The organism is Tabrizicola caldifontis (assembly GCF_004762095.1).
Taxonomy (GTDB): domain Bacteria; phylum Pseudomonadota; class Alphaproteobacteria; order Rhodobacterales; family Rhodobacteraceae; genus Tabrizicola; species Tabrizicola caldifontis.
The window spans coordinates 72988-91599 of record NZ_SIJH01000009.1 but is presented as its reverse complement, the minus strand read 5'-3'; the positions used below and the strand labels follow the sequence as shown (position 1 = coordinate 91599).

At 68.3% G+C, this 18612-nt stretch carries 16 protein-coding genes; 5 read left to right on the top strand and 11 right to left on the bottom strand.

The features are described 5' to 3' along the window. Window positions 1-41: 41 nt before the first annotated feature. From glcF to EYB42_RS09225, 3 genes are read right to left on the bottom strand one after another with little or no spacing between them, the layout of a single operon-like run. Window positions 42-1337, bottom strand: coding sequence for a glycolate oxidase subunit GlcF (gene glcF, locus EYB42_RS09235; protein ID WP_135449815.1), 1296 nt, complete (start codon window positions 1335-1337; stop codon window positions 42-44). Then, the gene (locus EYB42_RS09230; RefSeq protein WP_135449814.1) at window positions 1337-2419 is read right to left on the bottom strand and encodes an FAD-binding protein; all 1083 of its coding nucleotides are present in this window, start codon (window positions 2417-2419) and stop codon (window positions 1337-1339) included. Before EYB42_RS09230 ends, glcF begins: the two co-directional genes overlap by 1 nt. A 59-nt stretch (window positions 2420-2478) precedes the next feature. Beyond that, window positions 2479-3912: an FAD-linked oxidase C-terminal domain-containing protein gene (locus tag EYB42_RS09225; RefSeq protein WP_135449813.1), complete on the bottom strand. Its 1434-nt coding sequence runs from the start codon at window positions 3910-3912 to the stop codon at window positions 2479-2481. 175 nt (window positions 3913-4087) lie between these two features. On the opposite strand from EYB42_RS09225, the gene EYB42_RS09220 reads away from it, so the two are divergent. After that, a complete protein-coding gene (locus tag EYB42_RS09220; protein WP_135449812.1) occupies window positions 4088-4777 on the top strand; it encodes a DUF599 domain-containing protein in 690 nt (229 codons plus the stop codon). On the opposite strand, the gene EYB42_RS17470 is transcribed toward EYB42_RS09220, so the two are convergent. The 7 genes from EYB42_RS17470 to EYB42_RS09195 form a co-directional block, all read right to left on the bottom strand. Continuing rightward, window positions 4755-5174, bottom strand: a complete 420-nt coding sequence (locus EYB42_RS17470) for a hypothetical protein (protein ID WP_205909969.1) — start codon at window positions 5172-5174, stop codon at window positions 4755-4757. The two genes, EYB42_RS09220 and EYB42_RS17470, sit on opposite strands and share 23 nt — an antisense overlap. Then, window positions 5149-5406, bottom strand: a complete 258-nt coding sequence (locus EYB42_RS17820) for a hypothetical protein (RefSeq protein WP_394346491.1) — start codon at window positions 5404-5406, stop codon at window positions 5149-5151. Before EYB42_RS17820 ends, EYB42_RS17470 begins: the two co-directional genes overlap by 26 nt. After that, the gene (locus EYB42_RS17465) at window positions 5382-5984 is read right to left on the bottom strand and encodes an FAD-dependent oxidoreductase (RefSeq protein WP_205909968.1); all 603 of its coding nucleotides are present in this window, start codon (window positions 5982-5984) and stop codon (window positions 5382-5384) included. The genes EYB42_RS17820 and EYB42_RS17465 overlap by 25 nt, the downstream gene beginning before the upstream one ends. 214 nt (window positions 5985-6198) lie before the next feature. Next, window positions 6199-8271 carry a hypothetical protein gene (locus EYB42_RS09210; protein WP_135449811.1) on the bottom strand — a complete coding sequence of 691 codons (2073 nt, stop codon included), beginning with the start codon at window positions 8269-8271 and terminating at the stop codon, window positions 6199-6201. Further along, the gene (locus EYB42_RS09205; protein WP_135449810.1) at window positions 8268-11045 is read right to left on the bottom strand and encodes a DUF4159 domain-containing protein; all 2778 of its coding nucleotides are present in this window, start codon (window positions 11043-11045) and stop codon (window positions 8268-8270) included. Before EYB42_RS09205 ends, EYB42_RS09210 begins: the two co-directional genes overlap by 4 nt. After that, window positions 11046-11912, bottom strand: coding sequence for a DUF58 domain-containing protein (locus tag EYB42_RS09200; protein ID WP_135449809.1), 867 nt, complete (start codon window positions 11910-11912; stop codon window positions 11046-11048). Window positions 11913-11914: 2 nt separating this feature from the next. Next, on the bottom strand, window positions 11915-12919 hold the full coding sequence (locus tag EYB42_RS09195; protein WP_135449808.1) for an AAA family ATPase: 1005 nt from the start codon (window positions 12917-12919) through the stop codon (window positions 11915-11917). 210 nt (window positions 12920-13129) lie between these two features. Here EYB42_RS09195 and EYB42_RS09190 point away from each other — a divergent pair, with 210 nt between their 5' ends. From EYB42_RS09190 to EYB42_RS09180, 3 genes are all read left to right on the top strand, one after another. Next, on the top strand, window positions 13130-13702 hold the full coding sequence (locus EYB42_RS09190; RefSeq protein WP_135449807.1) for a DUF1285 domain-containing protein: 573 nt from the start codon (window positions 13130-13132) through the stop codon (window positions 13700-13702). Between the two features lie 6 nt (window positions 13703-13708). Further along, a complete protein-coding gene (locus EYB42_RS09185; protein ID WP_135449806.1) occupies window positions 13709-14485 on the top strand; it encodes a hydroxypyruvate isomerase family protein in 777 nt (258 codons plus the stop codon). Window positions 14486-14839: 354 nt separating this feature from the next. Then, the gene (locus EYB42_RS09180) at window positions 14840-15025 is read left to right on the top strand and encodes a zinc-finger domain-containing protein (protein ID WP_135449805.1); all 186 of its coding nucleotides are present in this window, start codon (window positions 14840-14842) and stop codon (window positions 15023-15025) included. Here EYB42_RS09180 and EYB42_RS09175 read toward each other — a convergent pair whose 3' ends face one another. Next, window positions 15026-15496, bottom strand: a complete 471-nt coding sequence (locus EYB42_RS09175) for a GNAT family N-acetyltransferase (protein WP_135449804.1) — start codon at window positions 15494-15496, stop codon at window positions 15026-15028. Between the two features lie 272 nt (window positions 15497-15768). On the opposite strand from EYB42_RS09175, the gene polA reads away from it, so the two are divergent. Further along, on the top strand, window positions 15769-18603 hold the full coding sequence (gene polA, locus EYB42_RS09170) for a DNA polymerase I (protein ID WP_135449803.1): 2835 nt from the start codon (window positions 15769-15771) through the stop codon (window positions 18601-18603). Window positions 18604-18612: the final 9 nt, after the last annotated feature.

Here is an 18612-nt window from a genome sequence, read left to right as displayed (position 1 = left end):
CGACTGTGGCGGATTTTCGCCCCTTCGCGCAAGCCTGCGCTTCAGTCGCGGCCCCGCAGCGCGCGCGGCTGTGGCCCGCCGGTCGCCCAGTCGAGCAATTCGACCGTATGGACGACCGGTATCGCCGTGCCCGACCCGATCTGCATCATGCAGCCGATGTTGCCCGCGGCGATGACCTGGGGGGCCTTCGCCTCGAGCGTCGCGACCTTGCGCCGCTTCAGCTCGGCGCTGATTTCGGGTTGCAGCAGGTTGTAGGTGCCCGCGCTGCCACAGCACAGATGGCTGTCGGCGGGCTCCACCACCTCGAAGCCCGCGCGTTTCAAGAGATCCTTCGGCGCGGTCTTGATCTGCTGGCCATGTTGCAGCGAACAGGCGGCATGATAGGCGACGCGCAGCCCTCGGGGCGCCCCCTCCGGCAGGCCGAGGCCGGTCAGAACTTCGCTGATGTCCTTCGCCAGCCCCGCGACCGTCGCCGCATCCTCGGCCAGGGCGGGATCGGTGCGGAACATGTGGCCGTAATCCTTGACCGTCGTGCCGCAGCCGGAGGTGTTTATGACGATGGCATCCAGACCGGCTTCGCGTTTCTCGGCCATCCAGGCCCGGATGTTGGCGGCGGCACTGGCATGGGCCAGGTCCGCCTTGCCCATGTGATGCGTCAGCGCCCCGCAGCAGCCCGCACCCCTGGCCACCACCACTTCGCAGCCCAGCCGCCGCAACAGGCGGATCGTCGCATCGTTGATGTCGGTGTTCAGCGCCTTTTGCGCGCAGCCGGTCAGCAAGGCCACCCGCATCCGGCGCTCGCCTTGCGCCGGGAACACCTGCGGGTCGTCGTTTCGACTGACCGGCGGGATGGTCTTCGGCGCCATGGCCAGCATCGACCGCAAACGCGCGTCCGGCACCATACCTGCGAACGGCCTGCCGATCTTCGCCGCCAGCAGCGCCAGCCGGAACCGCCTCGGATAAGGGATCACCCGCGCCAGCACCGCGCGCAGGACCCGGTCCATGAAGGGGCGGCGATAGGTCTTCTCGACATGGGCCCGGGCGTGATCGACCAGATGCATGTAATGCACGCCCGAGGGGCAGGTCGTCATGCAGGCCAGGCACGAAAGACAGCGGTCGAGGTGCTTCACCGTCTTCTCATCGGCCGGCCGCCCGGCCTCCAGCATGTCCTTGATCAGGTAGATGCGCCCGCGCGGGCTGTCCAGTTCGTCCCCCAGCACCTGGTAGGTCGGACAGGTCGCGGTGCAGAAGCCGCAATGGACGCAGGACCGCAGGATCTGGTTGGCCCGCGCGATGCCGGGATCGGCCAGCTGCTCGGGCGAGAAATTCGTCTGCATCAGCCCATCATCCCCCGGTTCAGGATACCCCTCGGATCGAACTTCGCCCGGATGCCCGCCGCCAGCGCCGCCACCTCGGGCGCCTCGGGCGGAAAGACTGGCCCACCCTGCCCCCGGACCAGCGTCGCATGGCCACGGCCCGCCACGGCGGCCACCACCTCGGCGCCGCGCCCCGGTTCGGCCAGAAGCCAGATCAGCCCCCCGCCCCAATCCCAGAGCGCCTCACCCCCGATGCGCGCAACCACCTCGGCCGCCGCAGTGGGCAAGGTCACGACCCGCCAGACCTCGCCCGGCCGGCCCTGCAGGGGCACCACATCCCGCACCGCCCGCCACAGCGCCGCCGAGGACTCGCCCTCCACCAACGAGACCTCGCCCCCGACCAGCGCGATCAGTCGTCTGACCCGATAGGCGACCGAGCCCGCCATCCCCTCGACCCGGATCAGACTGCGCCCGGAATGCCGCGCCGCCCCCGAGACATCGAAGGGCGAACCCAGCGCCGCCCGCAGACAGGCCAGCCCGGCCGGATCGTCCAGCCCCTCGACGACCAGCGTCGCCTCGGCCTCCGGCATCGCCTGCACCTTCAGGCTCACCTCGGTCATCACCCCCAGCACGCCCCGGCTGCCGGCCATCAGCTTCACCAGGTCATAACCGGTGACATTCTTCATCACCCGCCCGCCGTTGCGCACCATCGTCCCGGTGCCATCCACGAACCGCACCCCCAGTGCGGCATCGCGGGCCGCCCCCGCCTGCACCCGGCGAGGCCCCGAGGCATTGGCCGCGACCACCCCGCCGATGGTCGAGACGCCCTCGCGCCCGAGGATACCCCGCAGGTCCGGCGGCTCGAAGGCCAGCCGCTGCCGTTCGCCGGCAAGCACCCCTTCCACTTCCGCAAGCGGCGTGCCCGCCCGAACGACCAGCGTCAACGCGCCCGGTTCATACAGCTCGACCCCCGAGATCCCCCCGGTCTCCAGCACCTCGCCGACCGCATGGCCCAGTGTGCGCGTGCCTCCGCCCCGCACCAGCAAGGGTCTCATGGACCCTGCAACGGCGTCTGCCAGTTCCGCTTCGCTAGAAGGCCGCATGCCTTGCCCTTTGCTCAAATACTCTGCGGGGGTCCGGGGGTGCAAAACCCCCGGACGGTTCAGACCGCGCGCCGCCCGGCACTGGCCTCAAGCGGAAAGACCTTGGCCGGGTTCAACAACCATTTCGGGTCGAAGACATCCTTCACCCGCATCTGCGCCTCCATGTCGGCGGCCGAGAACTGCACCCCCATCAGGTCGCGCTTCTCGATCCCCACGCCATGCTCGCCGGTGAGGCAGCCGCCGACCTCGACGCAGAGCTTCAGGATCTCGGCCCCGAAGGCCTCGCATTTCTCCAGGTCGCCCGGCTTGTTGGCGTCGAACAGGATCAGGGGGTGCATGTTGCCGTCGCCGGCGTGGAACACGTTGCCCACGTCCAGCCCGAAGTCGCGGCTCATCTCGCCGATCCGCTTCAGCACATGCGGCAGGGAGGAGACCGGGATGGTCCCGTCGAGGCACATGTAATCGTTGATCTGCCCCATCGCACCGAAGGCCGACTTGCGCCCCAGCCAGATGCGTTTCGCCTGATCCTCGTCCTCGGCCTCGCGGAACTCCACCGGATCGTGGGCCAAGGCGATCTGGCGGATGCGGGCAAGCTGCTCGGAAATCTCGGCCTCTGACCCCTCGACCTCGATGATGAGAAGCGCCTCGCAATCCGGGTAGCCGGCATGGGCGAAAGCCTCGGTCGCGCGGATGCAGGGGCGGTCCATGAACTCGATCGCGACGGGCAGGATGCCCGCCTTGATGATGTCACTGACGCAGGCGCCCGCGACCTCGTTCGAGTTGAAGCCCACCAGCACCGGCCGCGCGCCCTCGGGCCTGGGCAGGATGCGGAGCCAGGCCTCGGTCACCACGCCCAGCTGCCCCTCGGACCCGCAGACGACGCCCAGGAGGTCAAGCCCGGCCGGCTCGCCCCAGGGCCCGCCCAACGTGACCACCGTCCCGTCCATCTGCACCAGAGTCACGCCCAGAAGGTTGTTCGTCGTCACCCCGTATTTCAGGCAATGCGCTCCGCCCGAGTTCATCGCGATGTTCCCGGCAATCGCACAGGCCAGCTGGCTGGAGGGGTCGGGGGCGTAGAAGAACCCGTCAGCCTCGACCGCGCCGGTGATCGACAGGTTGGTGCGGCCCGACTGCACCCGGATGAAGCGGTTCTCGTAATCGGTCTCCAGCACCGCGTTCATCCGCGCGACGCCCAGGATCAAGCTGTCCGCCGTCGGCATCGCCCCCCCGGCTAGGCTGGTGCCCGAGCCGCGCGGCACCACCGGAACGCCTTCCTCCCAGCAGACCCTCAGCACCGCCGAGACCTCTTCGGTCGTGCGCGGCAGGACAGCGGCCAAGGGCGGGCAGCGGTAGGCGGTCAGCGCGTCGCATTCGTAGGCGCGCAGCTCCTCCGGCGCATCGATCACCGCGTCCACCGGCAGGACGGCACGCAACCGCGCCACGATCCGCGCCTTTCGTGCAAGGACGCCCGCGTCCGGTTCCGGCATCTGCATGGGCGCCTCCCGCCTTGATTGGTAAGATAATATAACCAATCCCTCGGATCGCAAGCAAAAACCCCAACCGGTCGCCCCGTCCTCCCTGCCCTCCTTGCGGGCAGAGGATGAGAATGGGGCGCTACCGGCAAAACCGCCCCTTCCGTACGCCTTCGGGGGACACTAGTCTGCGGTCATGACGCTGCCTCTGGGCCCACTTGCACCCCTTGATGCCGCCGCCCTTCTGGCGCTGGTCATTGCGTGGACGCTCTCGGGCTGGCTGATCGAAAACCCGCCCCGCGGGCGCCCATCGGTCAGTTTTCTCATGCAGGAGTACCGGCACGACTGGATGCGCACCTTTGTCACCCGCCAGCCGAGGATCTTCGATGCGCAACTGATCGATTCGCTGCGCCAGGGCACCGCCTTCTTCGCCTCGGCCTGCCTGATCGCCATCGGTGGTGGGGTCGCGCTGATCGGCAATGCGGCCACCGTGCAGAACCTGGCCGACGATCTGCCGCTGGCCAGCCCCGGCCCGGATGTGGCGCTAAGGATGCTGCCGGTGATCGCGCTCCTGGCGAATGCGCTGCTGAAGTTCGTCTGGGCGCACCGGCTGTTCGGCTACTGCTCGATCCTCATGGCCGCGGTCCCGAACGACCCGGCCGATCCCCTTGCCTTCCACCGCGCGGGACAGGCGGCCGAGATCAACATCACCGCCGCGAAAAGCTTCAATCGCGGGCTTCGCTCGATCTACTTTGCGCTTGCCGCGCTCGCCTGGCTGCTTGGCCCCTGGGGCCTGCTCATAGGCACAGGGTTATCGACGGCAGTGCTTGTCCGCCGCGAATTCGCCAGCCATTCGCGTCAGGTCATCCTGTCACGCCAGCCATAGCGCCGTCTGCCCCGCCGCAGCCTCGCCCGACAGCCGCGCCACTGCGGCGGCCTGCTTCAGCCAGCCGGTGAGCGCCTCGCCCGCGAACCAGACGCGCGCGCCAACCGGTTCCGCCAGAACGTCGCGCGATCCGGCCCTTCCCGGCCGCGCTGCGGCATAGACGCCACGGACATACCGGTCGGCGCCCCCAGTTGGTCATCGTCCCGTGCCTGACCGCACGCCACACGTCCGACCCGAAGGTGTCCGCCAGCCGGTCGGTCACGAAATCCACCGCCGCCGCCCGACCCGCCGCCTCCATCTCCCAGGCGAAATCGCCGCCGACAAATCCCACCAGCAGGTCCAGGTCGAAGGGGAATGCCAGGAAATACAGGTCATGCCGCGCGTGCTGCTCGATCACCACATCGTCGAAAGGGGGGCCAGGTCCAGCCGTGCGCCTTCGGTCTGCAAGGGAATCTTGGTAAGAAGGCCCATCGGCAGATCGAAGATTCCTGGTGGCCAGGGGGCAGGTCGGGGGTGAAGGCGATCTCTTCGAAGGCAATAACCCCGATCGAAACGGTCACGATTGATGCGCGGCCCCGGAGAGCGCCGTGTGCCGTCTCGACCTCTACCCCCGGCCCGCCCCAGAAGATGCGACGAACCGGGCAACCGGTACATCCGCCCCCCAGCGGTGGATCAGCGCGCCATAGCCTTCCTTCGTGAAACAGTTCCGGTCCAGGTCCGCCGCTGCCCTGTGATCCGCGATCGAAATCTCGTCATGATCGGCGCCGAAATCCATCGGGCCGGCAAAGGTGGAATTCGCCTGCAGGCAATGGCAGTCGGCGATCAGGTCCGACAGCCGGTCGTCCGGCACCTCGTGTGCCTCAAGGCAGGCCTGCAAGGCCGCATCCGCGGCCGCGACCCGCTCCATCTCCTCGGGTGTGGCACGCCTCTTGGCGAACCACAGGTGATCCAGCCCCCAGTCATGGTGGTGCAAAGTCCAGCCTGCCGCCTGCGCCTCGGGACAGAACGGGTTGCGGCCCGCGGCATGCACCCAGGCACAGCCGATGTCGAAAGGCACCCCGGAATCGGTTGTCATGGTCCAGGCCCGGCCACCGATGCGGTTCATCGCCTCGACCACCGCAAAGCGTCGCCGCTCGGCCCGAAGCCGCCTGGCCGCTGCCAGACCGGCGCAGCCTGCACCGACGATCACCACATCGACATCCATCATCGCAAAATCCCCTGTCCTGAAATGCGGTCAGGATGCCGGCCCCGGGGTCTCGCGCCAACCCGAGCATGCGAGCCCCACCCGGATCTTGCTCCTTGGAAATACTGCCGTGGGTCCGGGGGTGTGCCCCCTGCGGGTGCGGCCTGCCGCTCATCGCTCCCTTCGGACGCTATTCGCTGCGCCCGGAGAATACCGATCGCAAGTAAGGTACGTCCCCTCAGGCCGCCTTTGCGCCCCTGCGCCCCTCGACCAGCCAGGCCGCCACGGCCAGACCGGCGGCAATCAGCAGCCACGCCCAAGCCGGCAGGAACGGGGCCACGTTCACATCGGTGGTCAGATAGGCCTCGCGCGGGGTGACCCCGATCCAGCCGCGCCCTACCGCCGGGCGACCCTCGGCCACCTGACGAATATCTGGCGTGCCGTCCTCCAGCCGCGTCACGCCACCCCGGCTTGCCTCGGCCAGCGGTGCCAGCTCGGCGCCAGAGGCGATGGTCTCGACGAACTCGCGCGGGGCGGCGGGGCCGACGGCGATCACCCGGGTCAGATCGTCCTGCTCCAGCCGGTAAAGGCCCAGTTCAGGTGCCTGCCAGACGGCCTCATACTTGCCGGGGCTTACCTCGGGCAGGTCCACCAACGCCTGCGCCCCGTCCGGTCCGATGACCTTCACCGGGCCGGGCGGTACCTCCTTCAGCGACCGGCGGGTGATCGTCATCGCCTCGCCTCGCACGGTTGCTGTCAGCGTTTCCTCTTCCAGGTCCGGCTCCTTCAGCATCCAGTGCGCCAGCCGCCGCAGCAGCTCCAGTTGCGGTCCGCCCCCCTCGTAGCCCCGCCCCCAGAGCCAGGCATGGTCAGAGGCGAGCACGGCCACGCGGCCCTGCCCCACCCGGTTCAGCACCAGAAGCGGCAGGTCGCGCGGACCGGTCATCAGCACCTGCCCGTCAAGAAGCTGCACCTCGATGGCCCGGAACCAGCGACCCCAGCCGCCTTCGGGAGCCTCGTCCTCCAGCCCCTCGGTCACCGGATGCCGGCGTCCAAGCTCGGTGAGCGCCGGGCGGAACCCTTCCTCGACCACCCGGGCCGTCGGCGCGACCGGCAGGATCTCGGCCAGGGGCGAGCGGTAAAGACTGTCCACCGCCCCGTATTCCGGCCCCGCCGCGACCAGAACGGTCCCGCCGTTGCGGACATAGTTCACGACGTTCTCGATGTAGGACATCGGCAGGATGCCCCGCATCCGGTAGCGGTCGAAGATGATGAGGTCGAATTCGTCGATCTTCTCGACGAACAGCTCGCGGGTCGGGAAGGCGATCAGCGACAGCTCGTCCACCGGCACGCCATCCTGCTTTTCCGGCGGGCGGAGGATGGTGAAATGCACCAGGTCGACCGCCGCGTCGGACTTCAGAAGGTTGCGCCAGACCCGCTCGCCCGCATGCGGCTCGCCCGAAACCAAGAGCACCCGCAGCCGGTCGCGCACGCCATTGATCTGGATTGCGGCGGCGTTGTTGCGGTCAGTCAACTCACCCGCCACCGGGGCCACGCTGAACTGCAGCACGTTCGCCCCTCCGTGCGGCAGCGTCACCGGCAGGTCCAGGTCGGTGTTCATGGGCACACGGTAGGTCGCCGGCGCCTCGGCATCGACCGAGATCGTCAGGTCAACCTCGCCACCGACCCCGGCCGGGACGGCGCCGATATCCTCGATGCGCAGGGTCAGATTGAATTCCTCGCCGATGATGGCAAAGGCCGGGGCATCGCGCACCACCAGGCGGCGGTCCCAGTCTGCGGCGCGTCCGGTCAGCAGCACCTGCAGGGGCGCCGGCAGATTGGGCACCAGGCCCAGATCATGCACCCGGCCATCGGTGATCAGGATAGCCCCGGCCACACGCGCCCGGGGTTCCTCGGCCAGGGCCTCGGCCAAGGCGGTCAGGGCCAGCGTTCCGGCATCATCGGCCCCGTCGCCCACCCGGCGGATGCGCAGTTCTGTGTTGGGTAGCGCCGCCACCTCGGCCTCGACCGCAGCAACAGCCGCAGCGGTCTGTGCCGCCCGGTCGCCCAGACCCTGGCTTGCGCTTTCGTCCACCACCAGGATCACGATGTCGGACAGGTTCGCGCGCTGTTCTTCTTGCAGCGCGGGATTGGACAGCGCCAGCACAAGCGCCGCAAGGCCAAGACCACGCAGCCACCAGCCCGCCAGGCCGCGCCAGACCGCCAAGATGACCAGGGCCACCGCGACCCCGGCCAGAACCCAGATTACCGGCCAGCCGACCAGCGGCGCGAAGACCACCGTCTGCGTCATTGCCCCAACCTTTCCAGAAGCGCTGGCACATGCACCTGATCCGATTTGTAATTGCCGGTCAGCACATGCATGATCAGGTTTATGCCGAAGCGATAGGCAATCTCGCGCTGGCGTTCGCCGGCCATGCCGCGCCCGATCGGCAAGAGCGGCGCGCCGATGTCGTCCACTGCCCAGGCCGCCGCCCAGTCATTGCCGCCGATCACGACCGGGGTCACCCCGTCATTGAGGTTGCGGAAGGGCATCCCCACGGGCGCCTCTTCCTCGGCAAGAGGCGCTGCCTCGACCCAGAGCCCCCCGCGCGGATGGCGGCCCGGAAATTCCTGCAAAAGATAGAAGGTGCGGGTCAGCACATGATCCGGGGGCATCGGCTCGAGGGGCGGGATGTCCAGCCCCGCCGCAATCCGTTGCAGCGCCTGCCCCTCGGGGGTCGCGCTGCCGAAGCCCGCCACATCCGCATCGCGCGTGTCGAACAGGATCATCCCGCCCGTACGCAGGAACTGGTTCAGCTTGGCATAGGCCTCGGGGCTGGGGGTCGGCTGATCGGCGGTGACGGGCCAGTAGAGGAAAGGAAAGAAGGCCAGCTCGTCGCGTTCGATGTCCACCCCGATCGGCAGCGCCGGCTCGATCGAGGTGCGCTGCCACAGCTTGTCGCCAAGCCCGGTCAGCCCGGCGCGGGCCACGTCGTCCACCCGTCGGTCGCCGGTCAGCACATGGGCCAGCACCACCGCCGTCGTCGCCTCCAGCGCCAGCGCGTCGTCGGGCATAGGTGCGTCCTGCGCCCTCGCGCCCTGCGGTTGCAAGGTCACCAGCCCCAGCGCAACCACCGCCACGACGCGGCGCAGGCCCGAAAGGCGACCCGCAACCCACAGCGCCGCCAGCACATCGAGCAGCAGGAAAGCCGCCGCCGCAGTCAGGAAGGCTCCCTTCAGCGCCTGCGCGGCACGTCCTTCCAGCCCCTCGACCGGCACGCTTGGCGGCCAGAGGGCAGGGCGCAGCTCGGTCTCGGCGCCGACAACGTTCAGTGCCACCCGGCGATCCGCCCCGGCATAAAGCCCTGGCGGCAGGTCAAGCGTCGGGCCGGCCTCCATCGCCGCGGCAAGCACCTGGCCCTCGACCCCCGGCAATTCGCCCGCATCCGTGGCCTGGCCATAGGCATCCAGCACGACCTGCGGCACCCAGGTCTGCCCGGCCAGCTCCGCCGTCCCCGGCACCGCCGCGCGGGTGGAAACCGCCAGCCGCTCCAGCATCTGCACGAACAGGCCCGACAGTGGCAGCGAGGACCATTCGGCATTCGCGGTCACATGCACCAGCACCACCTGACCGTCGCCCACTGCCTTGCGGGTCACAAGCGGTGTGCCATCCTCCAGCGCCGCGATCGTGCGGTCCGACAGGTTCGGGTCGGGCTGCGCCAGCACCTGTGCCCGCACTGCCACGTCGCCCGGCAGCGGCAGCCCGAAGAAGGGAGAGCCCTCGGGAAAGGGCGCCAGCGCCTTGGCGTCGCCCCAGCTCATCGCGCCGCCGACAGAACGCCCGCCTTCGCGCAGGCGCACGGGCATCAGGGGATCTTCCTGAAACCGGCTGACATCACTTGCCGCCAGCCGCGGCCCGGCAAAGCGCAGCAGCAGCCCGCCCCTCTCTACCCAGTCCAGCGTTGCTTCGGCCTCGGCATCGGTGAGGCGCGCCACATCGGCCAGCACCACCACATCGGGGCTGGCCAGAAGCACATCGGTCAGGCTGCCCTCGATGATCTCGGCCGTCGGCTCGAGGGCCTGGCGCAGATAGTGCAGGGGCGAAAGCAGTTGCAGCCCCTCCTGATCGGGGGTCGCCGCGATCAGCGCGATCTTGCGCCGCTTCAGGCTGTCATCGGTCAGGCTGACCGCGCCGGCCGTACGCGCGGCCTCTATCCCGAACCGGGTCAGGCGGTTGCGCAGTTCCGGCGGCAGGTCAAGCGTCGTCTCCGCGCGCGCGGCACCGGCGGCAAAGTCCAGCGTGGCGCGTGCCAGTTCCAGATCAATCCCATGCGGATCGGGCCCCCGCGCGATGACCTCGACGCTGGCCGGATCGTCGGCGGGCAGCCGGCTGGCGGCCAGCGTGACCTTGCCATCCTGAAATCCCGCCGGATGCAGCCCGAACAGCGGCCGCGGGCTTTCGATCACCCGCACCGTGCCGCGTCCCTGCAGGGCCGACATCAGATCGGCGCGCCCGGGATGGTCCAGGCCATCCGACAGCCAGACTGTTTCGAACCGCCCCTCGGGCAACGCCACCAGCCAGTCGGCCATCGCCGGGGCCCAGGCTTGCGGCTGCAAGCCTGCCGCCCGGCCCGCCCAGGCCTCGGCGGTCTGGAAGACCACGACCTGCGGCGCATCGGTCAGCCGGACAAGCGCGACTGGTCGCCCCTCGGCCCCCGCTTCGGCCACCAGTGCTTCGGCCCGCTCCACCCGGCGCGGCCAGTCGCGTGCGTCGGCCCAGGAACCATCGACCACCACGAGCAGAGGCCCAGAGCCTTCGGTCCGCACCTCGGGGTCAAGGATCGGCCCGGCGAACCCGATGATCGCCGCCGCCACCGCCAGCATCCTTAACAGCAGTAGCCACCAGGGGGTCTTGTCGGTCTCGGCCTCCGCGTCCTTCAGGCCCAGAAGCAACGCCACACCCGGAAATCGCCGCCGGATCGGCGCAGGCGGCACGGCACGCAAGAGAATCCAGAGGATCGGCAGCGCGGCCAGTGCTGTCAGCAGCCATGGCACCGCAAAGCCGATCGGGCCGACCATGAACATCTAGCGCCCCCCCTTCAGGGCGGCATAGGCCCAAAGCAGCGCCGAATGCGCCGGCTGTCCCGTGTGATGCGTGGTGAAATGCCAACCCACTGCGCGGGCCAGCCCCGCCAGACGGTCCTTCCGTTCGGCCAGGCGCGCCAGATAGCGCGCGCGCAGCTCGCCAGCCTGCTGCGTCTCGTGCCGCATCGTGCCGCCCATCGATTCAAAGATCGTGCGCCCGTCGAAGGGAAACTCTTCCTCCGCCGGGTCCAGGATCTGGATCAGCGCCCCCTTGACCCCCCGATCTGCCGCCCGCGCCAAGGCCGTCTCGACCGTCGAGAGATCGCCCAGGAAATCCGACAGGAAGACAGCCCGGCCATGGCTGACCATACCCTCTGTCTCCGGCGCGCCGTATTCGCCTGACGCATCCTCTCCCGCCAGCCGCGCCGCCAGGCGCAGAAGCTGCGCCCGACCCGCCCGCGGATGCGCCAGCCCCGCCAGCCCCACCCGCTCACCCCCGCGCAGCAGCAGCACCGCCAGCGCCAGCGCCAGCAGTTTCGCACGATCCGCCTTCGGCGCACGGGACTTGTCGCCGCTGAAGGCCATCGACTTCGACGGATCGACCCATAGCGTGACCGACTGCGCCGCTTGCCATTCGCGTTCCCGCACGAAATGCGCGTCCGACCTGGCGCTGCGTCGCCAGTCGATCATCCGGGCGCTGTCGCCCGCATGGGCCGGTCGATACTGCCAGAACTCATCCCCCAGCCCCGCACGCCGCCTGCCATGCTCACCCAGCATGACGGTGGCTGCCAGCATCTCGGCCTCGGCCAGAAGTGGCGGCAGCGTCTGGCCAAGCGCCTCGGCCCGCGCGCGAAGATCGGGGGCCATACTCACGCGGCGGCCTCAAGTCCCAGCGTCCGCTGCACCGTCCGCGCGATGATGCCTGACAGGGTCTCACCCCGCGCCCGTGCAGCAAAGGACAGGGCCATCCGGTGCACCAGTACCGCTTGCGCCAGGTCTGCCACATCCCCGACCGAGGGCGCCAGCCGACCGTCCAGCAGCGCCCGCGCCCGAACCGTCAGCATCAGGGCCTGCGCTGCGCGCGGCCCCGGCCCCCAGGACAGGCTGTCGGCCAGATCGCGCCCCTCGGGCTCGCCCGGGCGGCAGGCGCGCACCAGATCAAGGATCGCCTCGACCACCTGCTCGCCCACCGGCATCCGCCGGATCACGCCCTGCGCCTTGATCAACTCCTCGGCGGTGAAGACCTGATGCGCCTCGGCCTCTTCGGCCCCGGTGGTGGCGATCAGGATGTCGCGTTCGGTCGCGCGGCTGGGGTATTCGACATCGACCTGCACGAGGAACCGGTCGAGCTGCGCCTCGGGCAGCGGATAGGTGCCCTCCTGCTCGATCGGGTTCTGCGTGGCCAGCACGTGGAAGGGGCGTCCCAGCGGCCGGTGCTGGCCCGCGATCGTCACTTCCTTCTCCTGCATGGCCTGCAGCAGTGCCGACTGGGTGCGCGGCGAGGCACGGTTGATCTCGTCCGCCATGAGAAGCTGGCAGAAGATCGGCCCCTCGACGAAGCGGAACGCCCTGCTGCCGTCGGGCGCTGTCTCAAGCACCTCGGACCCAAGGATATCGGCCGGCATCAGGTCGGGCGTGAACTGGATGCGGTTCGCCTTCAGCCCCATCACCGTGCCCAGGGTGTCCACCAGCCGCGTTTTGCCCAACCCCGGCAGGCCGACCAGAAGCGCGTGTCCACTGCACAGCATGCTTGCCAGGACCAGGTCCACCACCTTCTCCTGCCCGATGAAGCGCCGGTTGATCGAGGCCTTCGCCTGCCCCAGGGTGGTGCCCAGCGCCTCGATTTCCGCCACAAGCGCCTTGGTGTCGGCCATGCCAAATGCTCCCTTCTGGGTGATCAGGTCCAGTAAAGCGAACTATCCCGCCCGGCACAAATGGCAAAAGGCGACTTGACACAAATGATCGTGAGACCGCCGTCGCCGCCCGCGCCGGACGCATCGGAACGCTTCCGCAAGCCCTTGTCGCACATGTTTACGCCCTGCCCGCCCGTTGCGCGCCCGGCAAAGGCCGCTAGACTGCACGCCATGTCGAAACCCACTGCCGACACCCTCGCTGCTGCCGCATCGGCCGCCACAAAGAAGGGCCCGCCCCCGGTCCATCTGTGGAATCCGCCCTTCTGCGGCGACATCGACATGCGGATTGCCCGCGACGGCACCTGGTTCTACCTCGGCACCCCCATCGGTCGGGCGCCACTGGTGAAGCTGTTCTCCTCCATCCTGAAACGTGAAGGCGACCGCTACTTTCTTGTGACACCGGTCGAAAAGGTCGGCATCCAGGTGGACGACGCCCCCTTGGTCGCCAGCGACTTCGAGGCAGAGGGCGAAGGCCGCGACCAGCGCCTGACCTTCACCACGAAGACCGAGGACCGGGCCACGCTTGGCCCCGACCACCCGCTGCGGGTGGAACTCAATCCCGCAACCGGTGAGCCGTCGCCCTACATCCTGATTCGGGCCGACCTCTGGGCGCTGATCGACAGGAAATCCTTCTACCGGATGATCGATCTGGGTTGCCACGAACGTCATGACGGGCAAGACTGGTTCGGTATCTGGTCCTCGGGGCAGTTCTTCCCGGTCATCCCCTCGTCGGAATTGCCCTGAACGCAAATGCCCCGCTTCGCCGCGAACCTGACTTTCCTCTTCACCGAAGTCGCGATGCTCGACCGGCCCGACTGGGCGGCCCGTTCGGGCTTTGACGGGGTCGAGATCCTGTTCCCCTATGACTACACGATGGCCGACTGGGAACGCGCGCTGAACGGCCTGCCGCTCGCCCTGATCAACACGCCACCTGGCGACTGGGCCAGCGGCGAGCGCGGCTTTGCCGCCGTTCCGGGGATGGAGACCGCCTTCCGCGACAGCTTCCTGCGCGGCGCCGACTATGCCACCCGGCTTGGCGCGCGGCGCCTGCATGTCATGGCAGGCGTCGCCAAGGGCCCGCAGGCCGAACTCTGCTATGCCGAGAACCTCGCCTGGGCGCTTGCCGCGGCGCCGGGGCTGACCCTTACCATCGAACCCCTGAACCCCGATGACATGCCGGGCTATTTCCTGAACGACTTCGACCAGGCCGCCCGGATCCTCGACGACCTCGCCAACCCGCGCATCGGGCTCCAGTTCGACCTCTGGCATGCCGCACGCCTGCACGGCGATGCTTCCCGGGTCTGGGCGGACCACCGTCACCGGATCAACCATGTGCAGATCGCAGGCTTCCCCTCGCGCAACGAACCCGGCGGCGGCGGCTTTTCGCTGCCTGACCTCTGCGACGACATCGATGCCCACAGCCCCGAAACCTGGATCTCGGCCGAATACCTGCCGGCGAAAGGCACCGCCCAGGGCCTCGGCTGGCTGGCCGCGCTGAAATCCCGCACCGCGCTGATCGGCGCCTGAACACTCAGCCTTGCCCCTTGCCAAATACTCTCGGGGGTCCAGGGCAGAAGGCCCCCCGCGCCGAGGAGGAGGCAGCGGGTCCGACGACGAGACGAAAGTCCTTCGGCCGCATGTAAGCCCCGTGAACGCGCCGTAGCCCCGATTCGCGCCGCATGGCTGATGCGGCCCTTGCCCACCCGACGAAAGGACGGAAGGTCGGCACCTGAAGGGCGGCAAAGCGCGCCCGATTCTGCCCGCACCCCCGACTTCGGGCAGGGATCAACCGGGGCCATCGGAATTGCGCGCACAGCCCGTCTTGTGCCCCGCCCCCCTCCGCCGCTACAAGCGCAAGCGGACAAGACAGGATCCCGCGCCATGCCCATCGAAGCCCCGGAAACCCAGATCGTCACCACCTGGAAAGTGGCCTGCGACGGCGGCGAAGGCGCGCTCGGCCATCCGCGGGTCTGGCTGACCATTCCGCGCGATACCGGCTGGGTCGAGTGCGGCTACTGCGACAAGCGCTACGTCATCGACCGCAAGCACGCCCACGACGATCACTGATCATTCGGCCGCGACACCCCAGGCTGGCGGCACATCCAGCGGTCGGGCCGCCCGGAAGGCCAGCACGGCCCCGTCGCAGCAGGGGTGCGTCATGATCGTGACGCCGGCAGCTCCGCAGAGCGCCGCCTCGGCCCGTGCCGCTGCGACCAGCGCGCGCCCGATACCCCGGCGGCGGTCAGGCTCCTGAACGTGAAGCTGCTCGACCATCCCCCAGTCCGCCCCTGCGATCATGTTCCTCTCGATCAGCAGCAACACGTGTCCGACCGGGTATGTCTGCGGGCTATCCTGCCGGACGGCCACGAGAATCCGCGCAGCCGGGCCCTGCGCGATTTGCGCCAGCAGCCGGGGCGTGATGGTCACCGATTGCCCGCGCTGCGCGGCCAGCCCGCAGATCATGCGGTGCACTTCGGGCAGGTCCGTCGCCCTTGCGGGCCGGATCGTGACGGGTAGATCCATGGTCGGGGTGGTCATCGCGTCTGTCCTTCGCTTTCGGCCCGCGAAGGGAAGCCCGCACCATCAGCCTTTCCCTTGCGGGCGGCTTGATGGGTTTGTTCCGGTCGTGAAACGCTGCCCTGCCGCCTATGTGGCGCAGGTCCAATAAAACGACTGAGAGGGCATCAGGTGCAGCATGACCGGCACCCTGTAACGCGTCGGCCCGCCCGTCAAGCCCCTTTCGCCGGACGGACCGGGTAGCCCCCAGCGCGGCTTTCTGCCAATAATCCCCCGACCAAAGGGAGCGACCCATGCGTTTCGGAAAAGGCCACCATCTGCACCTCATCGACGGCTCGGCCTATATCTTCCGTGCCTACCATGCGCTGCCGCCGCTGACGCGCAAGTCCGACGGTTTGCCGGTCGGTGCCGTTGCCGGCTTCTGCAACATCCTGTGGAACGAACTGTCCCGTGCCACCTCGAACGGCAAGGCCGCCACCCACCTGGCCGTCGTCTTCGACCATTCGGCTGAAACCTTCCGCAACGCGATCTACCCGGAATACAAGGCAAATCGCCCGGAACCGCCCGAAGACCTGCGCCCGCAGTTCCCACTGACGCGCGAGGCCACCCGCGCCTTCAACGTCGCCTGCCTGGAAACGCCAGGCTACGAGGCCGACGACATCATAGCAACCCTTGCCCGCCAGGCAGTCGAGGCCGGCGGCACCTGCACCATCATCTCCTCCGACAAGGATCTGATGCAGCTGATCCGGCCCGGCGTTGACATGTTCGACCCGATGAAGAACCGGGTGATCGGCCCCGACGAGGTGATGGAAAAGTTCGGTGTTCCCCCTGAAAAGGTGATCGACGTTCAGTCCCTGGCCGGCGACAGCATCGACAACATCCCCGGCGCGCCGGGGATCGGGCTGAAGACGGCGGCGCTTCTGATCAACGAATACGGCGACCTCGACACGCTCCTTGCGCGGGCGTCTGAAATCAAGCAGCCGAAGCGTCGCGAGGCGCTTTTGGAAAATGCCGAGAGAATCCGCATCAGCCGCGATCTGGTAACGTTGAAGGACGACACGCCCCTCGACGTGACGCTGGACGATCTGGAAATCCGGCTTCCCGATCCGGACAAGGTCATGGAATTCCTCACGAAGATGGAGTTCCGAACGCTGACGAAGCGGGTGGCCGAAAAGCTGGGCATCACGCCCCCTGCCCTGCCCGAGACATCGCAGCTCCAGACCGCCCCGCGCGAGGAGGCGCCGCAGGCGACCGAGGAGCAGCCCGCCTTCGACCACGCCGCCTACACCTGCATCCGCGACCGCGCCACGCTCGACCGCTGGATCGCCCGTATCCGCGACATCGGCCATGTCGCGGTGGATACCGAGACCACCAGCCTTGACGAGATGCGCGCCGATCTTGTCGGCATCTCGCTCTGCGTCGATCCGGGCAAGGCCGCCTACATCCCCCTTGGCCACACCACCGGCGGCGGCGACCTCTTCGGCGCGACCGCCCTTGCCGAGGGCCAGTTGCCGCTGGACGAAACCCTGGCCGCATTGAAACCGGTGCTCGAGGATCCGGCGATTCTGAAGATCGGCCAGAACATGAAGTATGACTGGAAGATCCTTTCCCGGCTCGGGATCCGCGTAGCGCCCTTCGACGACACGATGCTGATGAGCTATGCCATGCACGCCGGCCTGCACGGCCACGGCATGGACGAGCTGTCCGAACGCTACCTCTCCCACAGTCCGATCCCGATCAAGTCCCTGCTCGGCAGCGGCAAATCCCAGCTCACCTTCGACCGTGTCGCCATCGACGACGCGGTGAAATATGCCGCCGAAGATGCCGACATCACGCTGCGCCTCTGGCAGGCCTTCAAGCCGCGCCTGCACCGGGCGAAGGTCACGACGGTCTACGAGACGCTGGAACGCCCGCTGGTCCCCGTGCTGGCCGACATGGAGATGACGGGCATCAAGGTGGACCGCGAAACCTTACGCGGCATGTCCAACGTCTTCGCGCAAAAGCTCGTCCAGCTGGAAGAGGAGATCCAGGACATCGCGGGCGAGAAGTTCAACGTGGGCAGCCCCAAGCAGCTGGGCGAGATCCTCTTCGACCGCCTCGGCCTGCCCGGCGGCGAGAAGGGCAAGACCGGGGCCTATGGCACCGGCGCCGACATCCTGGAAGACATCACCACGCTGGAGGACAGCCACCCGCAGGGGGCGAAACTGGCCGCCCGCATCCTCGACTGGCGCCAGATCGCCAAGCTGAAATCCACCTACACCGATGCGTTGCAGACGGCGATCAACCCCGATACGGGCCGCGTCCACACCTCCTATTCCATCGCCGGGGCGAACACCGGGCGCCTTGCCTCGACCGACCCGAACCTGCAGAACATCCCCGTCCGCACCGAGGAAGGCCGCCGCATCCGCGAAGCCTTCGTCGCCCCCGAAGGCCGGGTTCTGGTCAGCCTCGACTACAGCCAGATCGAACTGCGCATCCTCGCGCATATCGCCGACATCCCGGAACTGCGCCGCGCCTTCGAGGAGGGCATCGACATCCACGCCCTGACCGCCTCCGAGATGTTCAACGTGCCCTTGGACCAGATGACTCCCGACATCCGCCGCAAGGCCAAGGCGATCAACTTCGGGGTAATCTACGGCATCTCCGGCTTCGGCCTTGCCCGCAACCTGCGCATCCCGCGCGCCGAGGCGCAGGGCTTCATCGACCGCTATTTCGAGCGATTTCCGGGCATCAAGGGCTACATGTCCGATACTGTAAAGTTTGCCCAGGAAAACGGCTTCGTTCAGACGCTTTTCGGTCGGAAAATTCATACTCCCGAGATCAACGCCAAGGGCCCCGGCGCCGGCTTCGCCAAGCGTGCGGCGATCAACGCGCCCATTCAGGGCACCGCCGCCGACGTGATCCGCCGCGCGATGGTCCGCATGCCTGCGGCCATCGCGGGACTGGACGCGAAGATGCTGCTTCAGGTCCACGACGAACTGCTGTTCGAGGTCGCCGAGGCCGACGCCGACCGCCTGACCGCCACCGCGAAAGAGGTGATGGAAGGCGCCGCTCACCCCGCCGTGAGCCTGAAGGTCCACCTCGCCGTCGAGGCCGGGCGGGGCCGCAACTGGGCCGAGGCGCACTGAACCGCGCCC

Bases quoted from the DNA above. Each gene is read 5' to 3' on its own strand.
- EYB42_RS09195 (WP_135449808.1), bottom strand. From the start codon at position 12,919: ATGGCCGACACCAAGGCGCTTGTGGCGGAAATCGAGGCGCTGGGCACC.
- EYB42_RS09180 (WP_135449805.1), top strand. From the start codon at position 14,840: ATGCCCATCGAAGCCCCGGAAACCCAGATCGTCACCACCTGGAAAGTG.
- EYB42_RS09210 (WP_135449811.1), bottom strand. From the start codon at position 8,271: ATGACGCAGACGGTGGTCTTCGCGCCGCTGGTCGGCTGGCCGGTAATC.
- glcF (WP_135449815.1), bottom strand. From the start codon at position 1,337: ATGCAGACGAATTTCTCGCCCGAGCAGCTGGCCGATCCCGGCATCGCG.
- polA (WP_135449803.1), top strand. From the start codon at position 15,769: ATGCGTTTCGGAAAAGGCCACCATCTGCACCTCATCGACGGCTCGGCC.
- EYB42_RS09185 (WP_135449806.1), top strand. From the start codon at position 13,709: ATGCCCCGCTTCGCCGCGAACCTGACTTTCCTCTTCACCGAAGTCGCG.
- EYB42_RS09220 (WP_135449812.1), top strand. From the start codon at position 4,088: ATGACGCTGCCTCTGGGCCCACTTGCACCCCTTGATGCCGCCGCCCTT.
- EYB42_RS09200 (WP_135449809.1), bottom strand. From the start codon at position 11,912: ATGGCCCCCGATCTTCGCGCGCGGGCCGAGGCGCTTGGCCAGACGCTG.
- EYB42_RS09205 (WP_135449810.1), bottom strand. From the start codon at position 11,045: ATGTTCATGGTCGGCCCGATCGGCTTTGCGGTGCCATGGCTGCTGACA.
- EYB42_RS09225 (WP_135449813.1), bottom strand. From the start codon at position 3,912: ATGCAGATGCCGGAACCGGACGCGGGCGTCCTTGCACGAAAGGCGCGG.
- EYB42_RS09230 (WP_135449814.1), bottom strand. From the start codon at position 2,419: ATGCGGCCTTCTAGCGAAGCGGAACTGGCAGACGCCGTTGCAGGGTCC.
- EYB42_RS09175 (WP_135449804.1), bottom strand. From the start codon at position 15,496: ATGACCACCCCGACCATGGATCTACCCGTCACGATCCGGCCCGCAAGG.
- EYB42_RS09190 (WP_135449807.1), top strand. From the start codon at position 13,130: ATGTCGAAACCCACTGCCGACACCCTCGCTGCTGCCGCATCGGCCGCC.
- EYB42_RS17465 (WP_205909968.1), bottom strand. From the start codon at position 5,984: ATGATGGATGTCGATGTGGTGATCGTCGGTGCAGGCTGCGCCGGTCTG.